Annotated in this window: 14 protein-coding genes and 1 tRNA gene; 10 read left to right on the top strand and 5 right to left on the bottom strand. The window is 49.5% G+C overall.

All coding sequences use genetic code 11. The features are described from left to right. Positions 1–32: 32 nt before the first annotated feature. From HQ49_RS03655 to leuS, 4 genes are all read left to right on the top strand, one after another. Entirely contained in the window at positions 33–1,484 is a 1,452-nt protein-coding gene (locus HQ49_RS03655; protein WP_039418517.1) for a CCA tRNA nucleotidyltransferase, read from the top strand. Beyond that, positions 1,469–3,028, top strand: coding sequence for an NAD(P)/FAD-dependent oxidoreductase (locus HQ49_RS03660; RefSeq protein WP_039418518.1), 1,560 nt, complete (start codon positions 1,469–1,471; stop codon positions 3,026–3,028). The genes HQ49_RS03655 and HQ49_RS03660 overlap by 16 nt, the downstream gene beginning before the upstream one ends. A gap of 65 nt (positions 3,029–3,093) precedes the next feature. Next, positions 3,094–3,166: transfer RNA gene (locus HQ49_RS03665), tRNA-Gly, on the top strand. A 98-nt stretch (positions 3,167–3,264) separates the two neighbouring features. Beyond that, positions 3,265–6,042: a leucine--tRNA ligase gene (gene leuS, locus HQ49_RS03670; RefSeq protein ID WP_039418520.1), complete on the top strand. Its 2,778-nt coding sequence runs from the start codon at positions 3,265–3,267 to the stop codon at positions 6,040–6,042. Between the two features lie 96 nt (positions 6,043–6,138). Here leuS and HQ49_RS03675 read toward each other — a convergent pair whose 3' ends face one another. The 4 genes from HQ49_RS03675 to HQ49_RS11215 form a co-directional block, all read right to left on the bottom strand. Further along, on the bottom strand, positions 6,139–6,849 hold the full coding sequence (locus HQ49_RS03675) for a Bax inhibitor-1/YccA family protein (RefSeq protein ID WP_039418522.1): 711 nt from the start codon (positions 6,847–6,849) through the stop codon (positions 6,139–6,141). 40 nt (positions 6,850–6,889) lie between these two features. Next, entirely contained in the window at positions 6,890–9,244 is a 2,355-nt protein-coding gene (locus HQ49_RS03680; protein WP_018964396.1) for a transglycosylase domain-containing protein, read from the bottom strand. 166 nt (positions 9,245–9,410) lie between these two features. Further along, positions 9,411–11,378 carry a fructose-1,6-bisphosphatase gene (locus tag HQ49_RS03685; RefSeq protein WP_196247331.1) on the bottom strand — a complete coding sequence of 656 codons (1,968 nt, stop codon included), beginning with the start codon at positions 11,376–11,378 and terminating at the stop codon, positions 9,411–9,413. 242 nt (positions 11,379–11,620) lie between these two features. Next, on the bottom strand, positions 11,621–11,794 hold the full coding sequence (locus tag HQ49_RS11215; protein WP_152566931.1) for a DUF1661 domain-containing protein: 174 nt from the start codon (positions 11,792–11,794) through the stop codon (positions 11,621–11,623). Here HQ49_RS11215 and HQ49_RS12055 point away from each other — a divergent pair. The 6 genes from HQ49_RS12055 (at position 11,763) to HQ49_RS03710 (ending at position 17,670) form a co-directional block, all read left to right on the top strand. Next, complete coding sequence (locus HQ49_RS12055; protein ID WP_230587235.1) at positions 11,763–11,831, top strand: DUF1661 domain-containing protein; 69 nt, start codon at positions 11,763–11,765, stop codon at positions 11,829–11,831. The two genes, HQ49_RS11215 and HQ49_RS12055, sit on opposite strands and share 32 nt — an antisense overlap. Positions 11,832–11,998: 167 nt before the next feature. Next, positions 11,999–12,535 (top strand): phosphoribosyltransferase, encoded by a 537-nt coding sequence (locus HQ49_RS03690; protein ID WP_039418525.1) that lies wholly within the window; start codon positions 11,999–12,001, stop codon positions 12,533–12,535. Then, the gene (locus HQ49_RS03695) at positions 12,536–13,120 is read left to right on the top strand and encodes an adenylate kinase (protein WP_039418526.1); all 585 of its coding nucleotides are present in this window, start codon (positions 12,536–12,538) and stop codon (positions 13,118–13,120) included. It abuts the gene before it with no gap. A gap of 9 nt (positions 13,121–13,129) precedes the next feature. Then, positions 13,130–14,314, top strand: coding sequence for a GTPase ObgE (gene obgE / locus HQ49_RS03700; protein WP_039418528.1), 1,185 nt, complete (start codon positions 13,130–13,132; stop codon positions 14,312–14,314). After that, positions 14,280–15,011 (top strand): B3/B4 domain-containing protein, encoded by a 732-nt coding sequence (locus tag HQ49_RS03705; protein ID WP_018964402.1) that lies wholly within the window; start codon positions 14,280–14,282, stop codon positions 15,009–15,011. Before obgE ends, HQ49_RS03705 begins: the two co-directional genes overlap by 35 nt. A 40-nt stretch (positions 15,012–15,051) precedes the next feature. Continuing rightward, complete coding sequence (locus tag HQ49_RS03710) at positions 15,052–17,670, top strand: DUF5686 and carboxypeptidase-like regulatory domain-containing protein (protein ID WP_039418990.1); 2,619 nt, start codon at positions 15,052–15,054, stop codon at positions 17,668–17,670. Between the two features lie 70 nt (positions 17,671–17,740). Here HQ49_RS03710 and HQ49_RS03715 read toward each other — a convergent pair whose 3' ends face one another. Continuing rightward, entirely contained in the window at positions 17,741–19,282 is a 1,542-nt protein-coding gene (locus HQ49_RS03715) for a T9SS type A sorting domain-containing protein (RefSeq protein ID WP_080734174.1), read from the bottom strand. Between the last annotated feature and the right edge of the window lie 158 nt (positions 19,283–19,440).

Below are 19,440 nucleotides of genomic sequence, written 5' to 3' on the forward strand. Positions count from 1 at the left end.
CTTTGTTGGCCAATCACTCCTTGATTTTTTAGATGACAGACAAAGAGTTAATTCTTAGTAAAATCGACATCCCGATATTCCGTCTTATCGCAGAAGCGGCAGATCAGTTGGGACTGGAAACCTATGTCGTGGGTGGATATGTACGAGATATATTCTTGAATCGTCCTTCCAAAGATATCGACATAGTAGCCGTAGGACGCGGTATCGATCTGGCTAAAGTTGTAACCAAGAAGCTGGGACGAAAGACTCACCTATCTGTTTTCGCCAATTTTGGTACCGCTCAAGTAAAGCATGGTGATCTGGAGATAGAATTTGTGGGTGCCCGTAAGGAAAGCTACCGACACGATAGTCGTAAGCCGATAGTCGAAGATGGTACGCTGGAGGATGATTTGCGTCGTCGCGATTTCACCATCAATGCCCTTGCCGTATGCCTCAATAGCGATCGTTTCGGTGATCTGGTGGATATGTTCGACGGCCTGTGCGACATGGATGATATGCTCCTCTGCACACCCCTTGATCCGGATATTACTTTCAGTGATGATCCTCTTCGAATGATGCGTGCCATCCGCTTTGCATCCCAGCTACCGGGCTTCACCATCCTGCCACGCGACTTCGAGGCTATACAACGGAATGCTCACCGGATCAAAGAAGCTGTATCTGCCGAACGAGTAATAGAAGAACTGAATAAAATCATGCTCTCACCTCGCCCCTCGATCGGTCTTTCTCTATTCGAACAGACGGGGCTCATGGAATATGTATTTCCCGAGCTATTAGCCCTCAAAGGGGCTGAGACTCGTGATGGTATCGGGCATAAGGACAATCTCACTCATACTTATAAGGTGGTGGACAATTTGGCTCGGCAGAGCGATAATCTTTGGCTCAGGTGGGCAGCATTGCTACACGACATAGGCAAACCACGCACTAAAAAGTTTGTTGGGGGACAGTGGACATTTCACAATCATAACTTTGTTGGAGCCAAGATGCTACCCTCTCTTTTCAAACGACTCCGACTTCCTCTCGATGCAAAACTCAAATACGTACAGAAACTGGTAGATCTACACATGCGTCCGGCAACTCTGGTAGACGAAGGAGTTACGGATTCTGCGGTTCGCCGTCTGCTCTTCGAAGCCGGTGATGACATAGATGATCTGATGATGCTATGCGAAGCTGACATTACAAGCAAGAATCCCGATAAGGTGCGCAAGTATATAGACAACTATGCTTTGGTACGTCATAAGTTTAAAGAAATAGAAGAGAAAGACCACGTCCGCAACTTCCAACCACCGATCTCCGGCGAAGAGATTATGCAGACATTCGGTCTAAAACCTTCGCGCCACGTTGGCACCATCAAGGAGGCGATCAAAGAGGCCATACTCGATGGTGTCATCCCCAATGATTATGAAGCCGCCCGTGCTTTTATGATCGAAAAGGCTACCTCTCTCGGTCTTCACCCCAAAAACGAAACATCATGCCACAGCGTATAGACCTGCGACTGCGCCCCGAAGAGGCTGCTGACGAACAAATACTGCGCAAATATGTAGCAAGACAGACAAAAACAGATCCGGCCGACATACATACCATAATAATCAGACGCCGTAGTATTGACGCTCGCCAGCGACAGGTATACGTCAATTTGGGTTTGGAAGTCTATAGCGGTTCGGAATCTCCGGTTGAAGACGATTTTTCAGATTTGATCTATCCTTCAGTAGAAGGGAAAACCGCTGTCATTGTAGTAGGAGCAGGTCCGGCAGGTCTTTTCGCAGCACTCCGGCTCATCGAGCTTGGTCTGAGACCTATTATTCTGGAGCGAGGCAAGTGCGTACACGAGAGAAAAGCAGACATTGCCCGCATTCCCAAAGAGGGGCACGTAGATCCCGAATCCAATTACGGATTTGGCGAAGGCGGTGCTGGAGCTTTTTCTGACGGTAAATTATATACACGTAGTAAGAAGCGCGGAGATGTAACCAAAATACTACGTATTCTCTGCAAACACGGAGCACAACCTTCTATCCTGATCGATGCGCATCCACATATCGGCACCGACCGACTACCCAAAGTGATAGAAAACATTCGACACCAAATATTGGCAGCCGGAGGAGAGGTTCACTTCAGTTGCCGAATGGAAAGTCTGATCATACATAACGGTCAAGTCATGGGAGCAAGAGACAGTGAAGGTCGTGAATACTGCGGTCCTGTTATCCTGGCGACGGGACATTCCGCACGCGACATCTATCGCTATCTTCATCGAAACGGCATTCGACTGGAAGCAAAAGGAACGGCTGTCGGTGTCCGGCTGGAGCATCCACAGGCTCTGATCGACCAACTACGCTACCACAACCCTAAGGGGCGCGGACTCTACCTGCCACCGGCAGAATATACCTATACGGCTCAGGTGGAGGGACGCGGTGTCTATAGCTTCTGCATGTGTCCGGGAGGATTCGTCGTACCGGCATCCACTGCACCGGATCAGACAGTAGTGAATGGTATGTCACCGGCCAACAGAGGTTCCCGATGGGCAAACTCCGGCTTAGTGGTGGAGATTCATCCTGAAGACGTACTTTCCACTCCTACGGATGATCCCTTGGCTCTTATGAATTGGATAGAACGCTTGGAAGGCGAGAGTTGGACACAGGCAAGATGCAGCCTGCGAGCACCGGCTCAACGAATGACGGATTTCCTATCAAGCCGAAGCTCTGTCGATCTGCCCAAATCATCCTACAGCATGGGACTCACACCCTCACGTTTGGACGAATGGCTTCCCTCCTTTATTACAAAGAGGATGCAGAAAGCTTTCCAACTATTCGACAAACAGACGAAAGGATTCCTCACTTCGGAAGCCCAGCTGATAGCATTGGAGAGTCGCACATCCTCTCCCGTACGTATCCTGCGCGAATCAACCTCTTGCGAACATCCTCTAATCCGAGGGCTTTTTCCCTGTGGAGAAGGAGCAGGCTATGCAGGCGGCATCGTATCGGCAGCAATGGATGGAGAACGCTGTGCCGAAGGTGTTGCCTCCTATCTGGGATAGAATCTCATACTGCAAATTTCCTTGCGGATATTATATCTAATGATTACTTTTGTCGCATTCCAACCGCGGTAGTAGCTCAGTTGGTAGAGCATCAGCTTCCCAAGCTGAGGGTCACGAGTTCGAGCCTCGCCTACCGCTCAAACTGAAAATAAGGCAGTTAGCGCGTTTGCTGACTGCCTTTTTTCGATATTGCTCCAAGAAAAATAGTAGTTAATCGATCGAAGAGATAAGGGATTATGGAATATAACTTTCAGGAAATAGAAAAGCGTGTGCAGGAACAGTGGCGCAAAGACAAGGTTTACCGCGTTACGGAAGACACGAGTAAAAAACCTTTCTACGTGCTCGACATGTTTCCGTATCCTTCCGGAGCAGGACTGCACGTAGGGCATCCACTTGGTTATATAGCCTCCGATATTTTTTCGCGCTATAAGCGTTTGCGTGGATTCAATGTATTGCATCCGATGGGATATGATGCATTCGGCCTACCTGCCGAACAATATGCCATCCAAACCGGCCAACACCCCGAAAAAACAACAGAAGAAAATACAGCTCGCTATCGTGAGCAACTGGACAAAATCGGCTTCTCGTACGATTGGGAACGCGAAATTCGCACTTGTGATCCGAATTATTACAAATGGACACAGTGGGCCTTCCTGAAGATGTTTGACTCGTACTACTGCAATCAAGCACAGCAGGCACGACCGATAAGCGAGCTGATCGAAGTTTTTGCCCGACAAGGCAATGGAGGTCTCGATGTTGCATGCAGCGAAGGAGTCCGTTTCACTGCGGAGGAGTGGACAGCCATGAGCGAAAAAGATCAACAAGAGATACTCATGAATTACCGTCTGGCTTATTTGGGCGACACGATGGTCAATTGGTGTCCGACCCTCGGTACCGTATTGGCTAACGACGAAGTCAAGGACGGAGTGAGCGAGCGCGGTGGACACCCCGTGGAGCAAAAGAAGATGCGCCAGTGGTGTCTGCGTGTATCGGCCTATGCCGAGCGTTTGCTGCATGATCTTGAGACACTGGATTGGACTGAATCGTTGAAAGAGACACAGCGCAATTGGATCGGACGATCCGAAGGAGCCGAAATGGAGTTCCGCCTGGCCGGTAAGGATTGCACATTTACGATTTTTACTACCAGAGGCGACACGATATTCGGCGTCACGTTTATGGTATTGGCTCCTGAGAGCGAATTGGTTGAGGAAGTAACGACAGAGGAGCAACGCGCTGCAGTGGAGGCTTATCTGACAGAAACAAAGCGACGAACAGAGCGTGAGCGAATATCCGACAAACGAGTCTCAGGAGTTTTCTCCGGCAGTTATGCCATCAATCCTCTTACCGGTAAGGAAATTCCTATTTGGATCAGCGATTACGTATTGGCAGGATATGGCACAGGAGCCATTATGGCCGTACCGGCTCATGACACACGCGACTTTGCCTTTGCGCGCCATTTTGATCTTCCCATCGTCCAAGTTGTGATACCCGAGGGAGAAGCTTCTACCGATCCTGCCACATGGGAGGATGCCAAAGACAGTAAGAGCGGTATAATGGTCAATTCCGATTTCCTGAATGGCCTTTCGGTAGAAGATGCCATAGCTCGCACCAAGGAGTATATCAGAGAAAAGCAATTAGGCCGCGTGAAGGTGAACTACCGTCTGCGCGATGCTATCTTCAGCCGCCAGCGTTATTGGGGGGAACCTTTCCCCATCTATTACAAAGAGGGTATGCCTTATGCGCTGGATGAGGATCGACTGCCACTCCGATTGCCGGAGGTAGATAAATTCCTTCCTACGGAAAGTGGTGAACCGCCCCTTGGAAGAGCTACCGGCTGGCATACAGCCGAAGGTTATCCATACGAACTGAGCACAATGCCCGGATTTGCCGGTAGCAGTGCTTACTATCTGCGATATATGGATCCGCAAAACGATACTGCACTCGTCAGCCGATCAGCGAATGAATATTGGCGTCACGTCGATCTATACATCGGTGGGACGGAGCACGCTACAGGACACCTGATTTACAGCCGCTTCTGGAACAAATTCCTCTTTGACCTCGGTATCGTATGCGAAGCCGAACCTTTCCGCAAGCTGGTGAATCAGGGAATGATCCAAGGACGCTCCAACTTCGTCTATCGGATCAAGAATACCAACACATTCGTCAGCTACGGACTGCGCGAGCAATATGAGGTGACTCCACTCCATGTAGATGTCAATATCGTATCGAACGATCAGCTCGACATAGACCGTTTCCGCGCATGGCGTCCGGAGTACGCTTCGGCTGAGTTTATCCTTGAAGAAGGCAAGTACATCTGCGGATGGGCTATTGAGAAGATGAGTAAGTCCATGTTCAACGTCGTCAATCCCGATGATATTATTGCTCGTTATGGAGCCGATACTCTGCGACTCTACGAAATGTTCCTCGGCCCGCTGGAGCAGAGCAAGCCTTGGGACACTAACGGTATCGATGGTGTACACCGCTTTTTGAAAAAGTTCTGGGCGTTGTACTACAATGCAGATGGTATACGCGTCACCGATACGGTACCGACAAAAGAGGAGCTGAAGAGCTTGCACAGGCTCATCAAAAAGGCAGGACAGGATATTGAATCTTTTTCTTTCAATACTTCGGTACCCGCTTTCATGATCTGCATAAACGAGCTGACAGCAGCCAAAACCACTTCTCGTGCCATACTATGCCCGCTGCTGACAGTACTCTCTCCCTTCGCACCCCATATCACCGAGTGGCTGTGGCAGGAACTGGGAGCGGAAGACAGTATCGTAACTGCAGCTTGGCCTGAATACAATGAAGAGTATCTGGTGGAGAGCTGTGTACGCTATCCGGTGAGCTTCAATGGCAAAGTTCGCTTCAATATCGAACTGCCGGCAGATATGAGCAAAGAGGATGTAGAGCAAGCAGCCCTTTCTGCTCCCGAAGCAGCACGTTGGCTCGAAGGCAAGAGTCCGAAAAAAGTCATTGTAGTCCCGGGAAGAATCGTCAATGTCGTTGTATAACGGCTATCTACTAAATTATTCCCAATAAAAAGCCCTGCCAACGATCTGAGTTGGCAGGGCTTTTTATTGCTGTTTCTGTCTTTTCTGTTCAGCTCTTTAGTCCCTTCGGCCGAAGAAGCGAAGCAGATAGAGGAAGAGATTGATGAAGTCGAGATAGAGCGTCAGGGCTCCCATCAGGGCTACTTTGCGAGCTACATCTCCCTCTTCGAATCCTTGCATTTGCGCCAGCATCTGCTTGATTTTGTTCACATCGAAAGCGGTAAGACCTGTAAAGATGATAACTCCAAGAATAGAGATGATAAAGCCCATAGGATTCGAGCGGAGGAACAGATTCACGACAGTAGCCAGAATCAGACCGATCAGCAGCATAAAGAAGATACTACCCCACTTGCTCAAATCCTTTTTCGTGAAATATCCCCACAGAGCCATCGCGCCGAACATGCCGGCTGTGATAAAGAAGGTGGCCGCTATGCTCGTCATTGTGTACACGATAAAAATACTGCTGAGCGTCACCCCATTCAGAATCGAATAGATCGTAAACAGAAGAGAAGCAGTGAAGAATGACATCTTACCGATACGTGCCGAGAGTATAAAGACCAAGGCCAACTCTGCAATGATCAATCCCCACAGCAAACCGGGATTCATTATCATCGTATATATCAACGAACTCTTAGCTACAAGCATGGCTGTAAGAGCTGTGATACCGAGAGCACCAAACATCCAAGTAAAGACATGGCGCATAGTTGTCGTTTGGAGCGTGCTATCCACATAGACAGTGGATGAGTTGCGCAATTCGTTAAAGTTCATAGCGTTTCGTTATTTGCTTTAGTGATTATATTTTCTATGGTTATTCAACAAGGATTTCAGGCAAAGGTTCTACTACTTCACCGCCTCCCGCATCGAAATACTCTACATCCTGATCCATCATGCACGGCTGGAAATCCTTTGGGAAATCGAACTTCTCTTCCAAAGTATACCCCAGCTTAGGATCGGCATATACACGCTTGAGAAATTCGGCGAAGATAGGCAAGGCAGAAGCTGCCCCCTGTCCGTGCGACATGGAGTCGAAATGCACAGACCGATCCTCGCCACCGACCCAACAGCCGGCCACGAGAGAAGGAGTAAAGCCCACGAACCAACCATCACTGTTATTCTGTGTGGTACCCGTCTTTCCTCCCATATCGAGTTTGAATCCGTAGCGATACCTTAGTCTGCTACCGGTACCGCCATCGACCACGGACTTCAGCATATAGAGCATCTTATATGCGGCATCGGTCGGAAGCACTTCCACCATATTCGGTGAGAACTGAGCCACCACATTCCCATACTGATCCTCTATTCGCGTTATGGGCAGGGGATTCACCCGAATACCCTTATTGACAAAGGTGGTATAGGCACTCACCATCTCCTGCACCGAAACGTCTGGCGTACCCAAACAGATAGAGAGGCTGGGCTCCAAATATCCGCTCAGGCCGTAAGACCTCAACAGGCGGACAAAAGTGTAGGGAGAGGTACGTCCCATCAGATAGGCCGTAACCCAGTTGGAAGAGTTCTGCAGTCCCCATTTGATACTGACCATTTCGCCCGTCCGTCTGGCACCCACATTCTTCGGCGTCCAAGCTTTTCCGGATTCGGTGAATAAGGTCTGGGATACATGGAGCATCTCATCGCATGGCGATATTCCTTCGAGCATGGAAAGGGAGTAGAGGAATGGTTTGATGGTTGATCCCACCTGACGACGCCCTTGACTAACCATATCATACTGGAAATTGCGGAAATTGATTCCTCCCACATACGCCTTTATATGTCCGTTGTGCGGATTCATGGCCATGAATCCTGTTCGCAGGATTCCCTTGAGATACTTGATGGAGTCGAGCGGCGACATTACCGTATCGATCGTTCCTCGCCAATTCCAAACCTGCATCTTTCGTTTCTTGTTGAAAGAAGCACGGATTTCGGACTCCGATATACCGGCTTTCTTCATCTCTCGCCAGCGGTCGGTTTGCTTCATGGCTCGGAGCAAAATACTTTGCTGCTCGTCCGAAGTAATATCTCTGGAAAAAGGAGCGTACGAACGTCCTCTCTTTTCTTTGTCGAATATCGGCTGCAATACCTCTTTCATCTGCTTGGCCACAGCCTCTTCCGCATACTGCTGCATCCTCAGATCTATGGTCGTATAGATCTTGAGACCATCGGTATAGATGTTATAGTTGGAGCCGTCAGCCTTCTTATTCTTATTGCACCAGCCATATACAGGATCCGTCTCCCAAGCAATGGAATCGGCACGATACTGATCGTCCTGCCAAGCCAAATAATTTTTGCGCTCAGGCTTTTTGGCCATAAGTACTTGCCTCAGACGCTCCCTGAAATAAGGAGCCTCGCCATCGCGATGCGTGATCCGATGAAATGATGTAACCAATGGAAGCTTTTGGAGCGAATCGCGCTCCGCTTTTGTCAGATACTTGGCCTTGTACATCTGCTCCAAAACGATATTGCGCCGTCCTCGGCAACGTTCCACCTCGCCATGCAAAACGGGATTATAATAAGCCGGATTCTTGCACATACCGACCAGAACGGCAGCCTCCTCTATCTTCAAATCAGCCGGCTGCTTGCCGAAGTAGGTATAAGCCGCAGACTTGATCCCAACGGCATTGTACAGGAAGTCGAAGTAGTTGAGATACATGGTGATGATCTCCTCCTTCGTATAAAAACGCTCCAGCTTCACGGCAATAACCCACTCGATCGGCTTCTGGAAGAGACGTCCGAGTTTGGTCTCCGTCCGTGGCGAATACAGGAGTTTGGCCAATTGCTGGGTAATAGTACTGCCCCCTCCACCGCTTTTTTGATTGAGGATACCGCGTTTGACCACGGCACGGAACAGACCTTTGCTGTCTATCCCCGAATGCTTCCGGAAGCGAACATCCTCCGTAGCGATGAGAGCCTTGATCAGATTGGGGGAAATCTCGTTGTATCCGGTATATATCCGGTTGTCACCGCTATGGGCGTAAGAACCGAACACCTTCCCATCGGCAGAAATAAGCTGCGATGCGTACTTGTCGATAGGATTCTGCAAATGCTCGATAGGCGGCATATAGCCGATCATACCGGTAGCAATGAGCAGAAACAGAATGCCGATAACAGCCCAACCGGCAATGAAGACGGTCCAGAGTATCCGAACGATCTTATTGGTTAGTTTACTCAACGTCGTATTATCTATGAATTAGAAATATCGGGCGCAGATGCTGCTGCTCCTAATCATTATCATTATCTGAAGTAGTCGGCCAATCGGGAGAATGGAAGAGGAATGGCATATCCATCATCCCCCTCCGATCCAATCCGAGATTAGAGCCACTCTTTGTCTCTTCCGACTATTTTTTCCGTTCCTTGATCAGTCCGTAACTGTACGCCTGAAGGAGCTTTTTGAGGTTTTCGACCTGTTTGCTCAGCAAGCGGCCATTGTCCGTATCCTTCACCAGCATACGATGGGATGTGACCTCACGTACCACCGTAATACTCTTGATGTCCTCCATCTCTTCGATAGCCTTGCGTGTGGAGCTAAACGGTTCGTGCTGCACAAGATGCAGTCCCTGAGAGTTGAATATCAGCGTATAGCCGGCGATCCCCGTACTTGACTGATATGCCTTGCTGAATCCGCCATCTATCAACATCAGTTTGCCTTCAGCCCCGATAGGAAGCTCCCCTTTCTTGGCCTTCACCGGCACGTGCCCATTGATAATATGCGTATCGGGACCTTCGAGTCCAAACTCTTTGAGGATCATCTCACAAACGGCTTTCTCCTGACGATAAACGTAGTAGTAACCCTTTTCCTCATGATGCGTAGCCTTATCTTCGATGAAGTAACGCTCGAAAGTAGTCATCATAGCCTTGTCGAAAAGAGGAGAGTCCGGTCCGCACCAGAGGTACCACATGTAGTCCACAGCCGCAAGTTTCTGATCGCTTTTCTCGGGAGCCACATACGCGGTACGGATCATCTCTTCCACCTTGTCGAGCAATTCGCGTCCGGCATAGGTCTTGTCCCCTACCCGTACCTTCTTGAGCGACTTATCCTTGTTCAGAGGGATGGAAGCGTGGTAGAGCAGATTCATATTATACGTCAGGTACATACTGCCGTGACGATAGAGACATTTGAGATGGTTTTGCAGCTTTTCACTCCGCATAAAACAGCCCATCAGCCGATCTACGATATTCTGCTCCTGCTCTGTCAGCGCATACGGATCGGCCGGATCCACGGTCGGGAAGTTCATATCCAGCATCGGATATACGCCACTCGACAGCTTGATGGTACCATCGGTGAAGTTCACCAGATGGAACAAATCCCGATCGTCCATCTTGTACTCCGGATGACGGGCTATGATCTGGTGCTCCAGCTTGAACTGAATCACAGATATGGCTTTGTGCATCTGACTGATCAGATAGACACTCTTGTCATCATACGTCTGGTCGGCCTGAGCCAGTTTGGGCTTGAACACGGTACAGGGATCGTCCGCATAGGTATCCATGGCAAAACGTGCCAGGGGCAAAAGGTTGATGCCGTACCCGCTCTCCAATGTATCCAAATTGGCGTAGCGCAGTGCTATACGCACCACATTGGCCATACAGGAGGCATTGCCCACGGCAGCTCCCATCCAGAGCATATCATGATTGCCCCACTGTATATCGAAATGATGATACTTCATAAGAGCATCCATGATGATATGTGCTCCGGGGCCACGGTCGAAGACATCCCCTACTACGTGCAGATGGTCGATGACCAGCCGCTGGATGGTCTCGCTGATGGCGATAATAAAGTCATCGGCGCGTCCGGTGGATATTATAGAGGAAAAGATGCTGCTGATATAAGCCGATTTGTTGGGATTGACACCGTCTTCGTGGAGCAGCTCCTGAATGATATAGCTGTACTTGGGAGGAAGGGTCTTGCGTACCTTGGAGCGAGTGTACTTTTCCGCGGCTTTCTGGCACACTTTGATCAGCTGATTCAGCGTGACCATGTACCAGTCCTCCATCCGTTCATCGCTTTGCTTCACGAGTTCGAGTTTCTCGCGAGGATAATAGATCAGGGTGCACAGCTCTCGCTTCTGATTTTGGCGCAACTGACCGCCGAAGACTTCGTCCACCTTTCTGCGAATACTGCCGGATGCATTTTTGAGCACATGAATAAAGGCTTCATATTCGCCGTGAATATCTGCCAGAAAGTGTTCTGTTCCTTTAGGCAGATTCAATATAGCTTCGAGATTGATGATCTCCGTAGCCACCTCCGTCGCAGTCGGAAAGCTCTCCGAAAGCAATTCCAAATAATCCAAATCGTGCTTGAGCATCTGCACGGTCTGCGTCTTATCGTTAGCCATGTGGTGCAAAATTTTTGGTTTATAATTCTTCCAAAGGTACAGACTTTTCCATGCAACCGACTCTTTTCGGGAAAATTCACGGTTATTTCCATTCCGTCCAAGAACCTCTCCACAGAGAAAAAGTCGCCATTATGCTATTAGAAATCAACGGAAAAGAACCTGCCTCTGACTTATATAAACGAACCGGAGTGTAGCATATGTGGCAGCTGTTTTTATCTGATCCGGCCTGCTTTCGGCAGCGCATATCGCCCTTGCAGGTACATGTCCATAACCTGCCGATATAAAAACACGAACCGAAAACGCTCCGATTGCGGTGCGTGTTTTCTGAAAAAGTGGAACCGCAACTTTTTCGCTGTGGCGCGTATTTTTTTTACTTCTCGCGCCACAGCGAAAAAATTCTCGCGCCACGTTTTTAGGAGGTAGAAACATAAAAATTTCGGAGCGTAAACTATTAGGACACGAGATTAGGGAGATCATCCCAAACGCATACTTATACAATCGCACCCTTACATATAATAAGCCGAGCCGTTTCTATAGCTGCCCTATGCAAAATGGCTATATTTGCACGCACAATAAAGTCATTGCGACAAATGAGAACAGTCAAACTGAAAGACAAAGAGTTTGAGATTTACATTCCGGCGACTCGCATACATGAAGCCATTAAGAGGATGGCTGCCGAGATCAAACGGGATCTGCATGGGGACAACCCCCTATTCGTCTGTATCATGAACGGCTCGTTTATGTTTGCGGCCGAACTGATGCAGGCTCTCGACGAGAGCTATCAAGTGGATTTCGCACGCTACTCCAGCTATTGCGGTACGCAGAGCACATTCGTACTCAAAGAGATTATGCCCGTGACGGCCGATATGCGTGGGAGAACGGTGGTCATCGTGGAGGATCTGATCGACTCGGGCTATACGATGAGTTGCGTAAAGGAGAAATTCTACGAACTCGGGGCCAAAGAGGTACGCATAGCAGCCATGCTGACCAAACCCGCTGCACTCAAATGCGACATCCATACCGATTACGTGGGTCTGGAGATCGGCAATGACTTTATCGTAGGACACGGCCTTGACTATGATGATCTGGGACGCATGTACCAGGACATCTATAAAATAAAAGAATAGATGCTAAACGTACTTATCTTCGGTGCCCCCGGTTCCGGTAAGGGCACCCAAAGCGAAGAGCTGATCCGTCGATATGGATTCCGGCATATTTCTACCGGAGAGTTGCTTCGTGCCGAGATTAAGGCCCAGACCGAACTGGGCCAAGCAGCAGCCGGCTACATCAATGAAGGACACCTCGTGCCGGACAGTCTGATCGTAGATATGATGGAAAAGCTCATCAGCACTCTGGCCGGTGCCGAGGGGATTATCTTCGACGGCTTTCCACGTACCATCCCCCAAGCAGAAGCCATGGAGACGATGCTCGCACGTCATGGATGGAAGGTGGACATAGTGCTGAATCTGCAAGTACCCGAGGAAATGCTCATCGAACGCCTCCTGAACAGAGGAAAGATCAGCGGCCGATCGGACGACAATATCGATACCATTCGCAGGCGTCTGGAAGTATATGCCGATGAGACTGCACCATTGGTAGATTTCTATACCCGGAAGAATGTACTGCACAACGTGGTAGGTACGGGGACGATAGAAGAGATCGCCTTGCGTATCAGCCCCATTGTGGACAAGTTCTGCAAAGTCTCCAACTAAATCCATCGTATGGCAGCAGAGTCCAATTTTGTTGATTACGTCAAGATATATTGCCGTTCGGGCAAAGGAGGGAGAGGCTCTACGCACTTCCGCAGGGAGAAGTACATTCCCAAGGGTGGCCCCGACGGAGGTGATGGAGGCCGTGGCGGACACGTCTTTCTCCGTGGCAATCGGAACTATTGGACACTGCTGCACCTGCGCTATGACCGTCATATCATGGCTACGAATGGACATAGCGGCGGAGCCAAACGAAGTACCGGAGCCAACGGAGAGGATCGTATCATAGAAGTCCCCTGTGGGACGGCTGTTTACGATGCCGATACGGGTGAGTTCATCACAGACATTACCGAACACGGGCAGCAGGTGATGCTCCTCCAAGGAGGACGAGGCGGGCACGGCAACACCTTTTTCAAGACTGCTACCAATCAGGCACCACGCTATGCCCAACCGGGCGAGCCGGCACAGGAGCGTATGGTGATCATGCAGCTCAAGATGCTGGCCGATGTCGGTCTGGTCGGATTTCCCAATGCCGGCAAATCGACACTGCTATACGTGCTGACTGCTGCAAAGCCGAAGATCGCCAACTATCCTTTTACTACGCTGGAGCCTAATCTCGGTATCGTAGCTTATCGGGACAAGCGATCCTTTGTGATGGCGGACATCCCGGGCATTATTGAAGGGGCTTCAGCAGGAAAAGGTCTGGGGCTGCGTTTCCTACGGCATATCGAAAGGAACGCTTTGCTCCTCTTCATGATTCCGGCCGATACGGACAACATCGCCAAGGAATACGAGATCCTCAGTCGGGAACTGGTGGCATACAACGAAGAGTTGGCACAAAAGCGGAAAGTGCTGGCCATAACGAAGTGCGACCTCATCGACGATGAGCTGTGCGAGATGCTTCGGGAGGAGCTGCCGACAGGGTTGCCCGTGGTTTTCATTTCTGCCGTAGCGCAACAGGGACTGGAAGAACTGAAAGATACCCTGTGGCGAGAGCTTAGCAGGGAGACCCTCCACGAACCGGATAGCATAGTCCGCCAAGCTCTCGATCTGACGAGCCTTACATGGGATGAGGAGGACGATTTGTTCCCGACACCGATGGAAGACGAAGAGGAGGAAGAAGATCTCGACGACATTGATTTTGATTTGGAGATCGAATACGATGACGAAGGAGACGACACACCGGATCAGCTTTGACGGTACCATTCAGCATCATTGCCCGGCTTTTCGCGTAGGGGTGATCTCTGCAAAAGTCGGAGGAGGACTGTCGCCGTCTGCTCTGATAGACGAAATGAACAGCGAGGCCGATCGGCTGGTGCAGACCTGCGAGCTATCGGCCATCAAAGAGATTCCCTCCATAGCTGCCACACGCAACTGCTACAAGCGTACCGGCAAGGATCCTAACCGCTACAGGCCATCGGCCGAACAGCTGTCCCGACGCGTGGTGCGCGGACTGGGACTTTATTACATCAACGCTTTGGTGGACATCGGCAACCTCTTATCGCTTCGCACAGGATACTCCATCGGGGTGTTCGACTGCGACAAGGTAGGCTCTGACATTGTCTTCGGTGTGGGACATACGGACGAATCTTTTGTCGGGATCGGCCGTGGCGAATTGAATATCGAAGGCTTGCCCGTCTATCGTGATGAGAACGGAGCCTTTGCCACTCCGACCAGCGACCACGAACGAACGAGCGTGGACGACAGCACGAGGAACACGCTTATTTTCATCAATGATTTCGGTGTAGACCGGACTCATTCGGACTGCCTCCAAGAAGCTATTGCCGAAGCAGTGCGCTTGCTCAAGCTTTATGCCGGTGCTTCGGACATAAATACACAGATCGTCAGTGCCGAAGATGGTGCCGATCCGGTATTTTTGACTATTCCGCATTGACCGCCCGCAGGCGGAAGACCCACTCATGCAAACATCAGCAATGTCAGCTATAAGCAGGAAGTCGGCTCTCTCACTCATCTTCCTCTCTCTTTCCTTATTGGGGATGCTACCACTCGCAGGGCAAACTCGCTTCGCCGGAGTGGTACTGGATTCGGCTACATTGGAGCCGATTCCCTATGCTTCGGTCTTCTGTGCCGACAATAAAGGAGTGGGCACGGTAACCTCTGCCGCCGGCATGTTCGACCTGACTTCTCCCCATAACGATCGGACTATCATCATCTCATCGACCGGATACAGAAGACAGACCTACTCATTACGCTCGGGCGAAAAGCGCAATATGCACTGCCGTATTCTCTTAGCTTCGGAGGAGCTGCAACTGAGCAGCGTAGTGGTCAAAGCCAAGAAACGGAAATACTCCAAGAAAAACAATCCCGCAGTGGATCTGATCCGCAAAGCCATAGCAGCCAAGGACAGCAACCGGATAGAATCGGCACCGGCGTACAGCTACCGTACATACGAAAGAATACTTGTCTCGGACGATGATTTCCGATCGGACGAAGGCTTCTTGCACCTCAAGCACGGACAGTGTGCACAATGGGCGGACAGCTCACGCTTTACAGACAGACGCATACTGCCGCTATCCATGCGAGAGAAACTGATACAGACCGAGCGACTACCCAACAAAGGCGAGCGTACGCAAGTATTGGCACGACGACTGGACGGTGTGGACGAAAAGCTGGACGAAGGCCCCCTGACCACCAATCTGGAGGAAGTATTCCGTCCGATCAATATCTACGACAACGATATTCCCATCATGCTCAGTCGCTTTCCCAGCCCGATGAGCAACACTTTTGCTACAAGTTTCTACAAGTATTTCATTGCCGATACAGTGCGAATAGAGGATGAGGATTGTATCGAAATGATTTTCTCTCCTTTCAATCCCGAGAGTGCAGGCTTTACGGGAAGGCTCTGGATCGTCAAGAGCGATTATTCGCTACGTCGGATCATCCTGAACCTGCCCATATCGAGCAATGTGAACTGGGTGACCCACCTACGCATAGCGCAAGATTTCCAACGGGTTCCCTGTATAGATGCTTCGGGACAAACGACCCGATACTATCGCGTACTGAAACGACAGGATTTTCAGGCATTATTATCGGCTGCTTCATTCATCCCTCAAGGATTGGAAGTGGAGCAGAGCCGTATCCTTTCCGACTATCGCATCGGTGAAGGAAGCATCGGCAGGGATCCGTCTTCTGTCGGTTTTATTGCTACCGATTCGGTTTACGATGCGACAGCTCCTCGCGAAACGGATGGCTACTGGAACGTAATGAGACCGGAACCGCTACCTCCCACGGGGCAAAAGCTGTTGTCTTTCATGCATTATCTCCGCAACGATCGTACATTCAAGACATCCACCACCATCGCCAAAACACTGCTGACCGGTTATCTCGGACTCCCCATTAGGATGAACGACTCTATACGCCCCAAATTTGACTTCGGGCCTGTGCATACCCTCTTCGGGGGCAACAAAATCGAGGGCTTCCGTATGCGCATAGGTGGCATGACGCTGGCCGCTCTCAATCCGCACTTTTTCGCTCAAGGTTATATTGCATACGGATTCAAGGACAAACGATGGAAGTGGAGAGGTGCTCTTACTTATTCCTCTATTCCTAAGAAGCTGTACATACAAGAATTTCCACATCGCAATCTCTCTTTCATCGCTTCCTACGACCTATATACGCCGGGACAAGTAGTGGATCCTATCTTCAAAGACAACATAACGGTCATACTCGGTACGATGAATAATCTGCGCCGCTCCTACATCGAAGAATATCGGCTGGAATATGATAGAGACTGGGGGACTGATTTCAGTACGATCATTTGGGGAAGCCGTCGCCGAGACGAACCTGCCGGCACATTACGCTACGATCAGGTAGAGGCTGACGGTACGATACGGCCGATCCATTCGTACCGCACCACGGAATTGGGTCTTACCCTCCGCTATGAACCGGGGCGCATTCCTTACAATGGTCGCAAAGGGCCGAACACGGCTTTCAATGTAGTGCGCCGATCCCCTGTGTTCGAACTGGAGCACCGCATGGCTTTTTCAGGCCTGCTTGGAGGAGACTTCAGCTACCACCGCACGGAATTCCGCTACAAACATCACATTTGGCTCTCTCTTTTCGGGATGTTGGATGCCTCTGTTCGTGCAGGGCAAGTTTGGACACACGCTCCCTACCCTCTCTTGGAAATCCCTCCCGTCAATGAGAGTTACACGCTACAGAGCGGAGCATTCCAGTTGATGGAGCCACTGGAATTTATCGCTGACCGATACACGCAGTTCCATCTGACCTACCATTTAGAAGGTCTTATGCTCAATCGTATTCCATTCATCAAACGGTTGGCCTGGCGTGAAGTGCTTTCTCTTCATGGTATGTGGGGTGATCTTACTCCTCACAATAAACCGGGGGCTGTCGGTAGTTTCCTCTTCCCCGATAATACTTTTCCCATGAACCGCACATGGTACCTGGAAGGAAGTGTCGGATTGGAAAATATCTTCCGACTGCTCCGCATCGAATATTTCCGGCGCTTCACACAGCAAGAGACAACCCCTAATAAATGGGGGGTCCGCGCCCGCTTCCAGATCACGTTCTAACCTGAAAAAAGAAAAGAGGGAATGCCGTTCAATCCGGCATTCCCTCTTTTCGAAGCGATTCTTACAGGAATCAGAGTTTGACGAAGCGTTCGGTCAGTACACCTGCCTCAGTCGTCAGCTCGATCACGTAGCTTCCGGCAGTCAAAGCCTTCACGTCAATCGTACGAGTATTCTTCGTAGAGAGCACCAAACGACCGGAAAGGTCGAAGATTCGTACGCCGAATTCACCTTCATACTCGATATTCAGTACGTCTTTCACAGGATTGGGATAAACTACAAACGACTTTTCTTCATCTACCATAGGAAGAACGGAAGAGGGCACGTCCGTTAAATACCGAAGTAGGACGAAAGGCGTTCCAGTAGTAGCTGAAAAAGAAGAAGCTCCTAATACTATCTTGCCATCAGCTTGCATAACTATAGCACTTGCTTCGTCTGCAGCTTCGCTAAGGTCGGTTACAGTATAGCCATTTCCCCCAAAAGAGGTATTCAACTTACCATTTTTATCGACGCTCAATAACCCCAGATCGGATATACTATTCTTTACGGCGTTGAAAGCTACATAAATGTTACCTTCCGGTGAAAGGACAATACCATCCACATAAGTGGCTCCACCGTCAATCACATTCTTTTTGAAAATACCTGATTCTCCAAACGTATTATCCAACTCACCGTCTTGATTCAGGCGGAGAACTATCAGATCGTACTGCAAAGTAGGGATGCTTGCAACCCAAGAGTGACCGGCAACGACAATTTTTCCATCTTCCTGAATCTGCACGGCAGTGGCAAAGTCATGGCCAGAGCCGATAGACATGGTCTTCAATCCATTCTCCCCAAAAGAATTGTCCAATGATCCATTTTCATTGATTCGTGCAATAGCCCATTTCCAATCCGGATGTGTACCATACATGCCGACAATCACCGCTTTGTTATCTTCCTGCAAAGCAATCGCTTTAGCAAAAGAAGAATTGGCACTACCTTCAATTACAATTTCGCAAACGCCATCAATGCCATATGTTTTATCTATGGATCCATCAGGGTTATAGCGGAGAGTCATCATATTGTCATGGTAATAGCCAACCAGCAGCATCTTTCCATCTTTTTGAAGTACCATTTTCTCAGGAAGTGTGCTATAAGGAAAGTCTGCAAGCACAATACCATTGTTCCCAAAAGAGGTGTCCAATGTACCATCATCATTCATTCTAATCAGGAGAGGTTGGCAAATCGTATTATCAGAATCGAAGACATAGCCGCATGAAATAATTTTACCGTCAGACAAGGTAGCCGCTGCCGTAGCGAAATTGCCGTATAAAGAAGTAGGGACAAAAATCTGCTTACCTCCGTTCCCAAAAGATTGATCAAGCGATCCATCAGGATTGTAGCGAACATAAGCAACATGCTTTTTCGTACCATTTCGAGTTGACCCCATAGCAATAATTTTGCCATTGGGCTGGATAGTAACATTGCGAACTTCATCTACGATAAAGCTACCATTACCGATAGGTGTCTGTACCACTCCGTTTGTACCGAATGTGGGATCCAAGTCACCCGACTGTTGGGCATTTGCCAATTGAAAAAACAAGGCGAATCCCAAGAGTAGTTTAATTCTTCTCATTTCGTTTTTTGGTTGAATTAGTTGTTATTTAAGGACAGCATATGAGCATGCTGCATTACTTTAATGATCTATTGAAAACAGTCTTTCGGCCGCAAATATAAGGATTGTTGTATTGAATCCAACTGCATGCTAATAGGGAGCACGTCCCACCGATCAGT

The sequence above is a fragment of the Porphyromonas gulae genome, from assembly GCF_000765945.1.
Lineage (GTDB): Bacteria > Bacteroidota > Bacteroidia > Bacteroidales > Porphyromonadaceae > Porphyromonas > Porphyromonas gulae.